At 61.3% G+C, this 253-nt stretch carries 1 protein-coding gene; it reads right to left on the bottom strand.

All coding sequences use genetic code 11. The annotated features are described in order from the left end of the window. The coding region (locus QN359_RS19940) for a hemagglutinin repeat-containing protein (RefSeq protein WP_323493642.1) at positions 1–253 on the bottom strand (253 nt) is incomplete at both ends.

Raw genomic sequence — 253 nt, 5'->3', positions numbered from 1 at the left:
CCGAGTGAGGCGCTGCTACTGTGGTTGCTGCTGCTTTGTTGGCTGCTGTTTTGCGCTGATTGCAGCGTGATATCGCCATCGGCAATCAGGGCGGCGTGGCCGCCGGCGCTGAGGTGGCTGCCGCTGATGGCGATGTTGCCGTCCTTTTTAGCTGGATCGGCACTGGCAACGATAACGACATTGCCACCGGCTTGCACCGTGCTGGCGGCCGCCTGTTGGCTGCTTTGTTGGCTTTGGCTGCTGCTTTGGCTAC

Origin of the sequence: Undibacterium sp. 5I2, assembly GCF_035019605.1 — a bacterium.
In the GTDB taxonomy this organism is placed as follows: domain Bacteria; phylum Pseudomonadota; class Gammaproteobacteria; order Burkholderiales; family Burkholderiaceae_D; genus Undibacterium.
The sequence above is the reverse complement of the archived record's forward strand: the minus strand, read 5'-3'. Positions and strand labels throughout refer to the sequence as shown.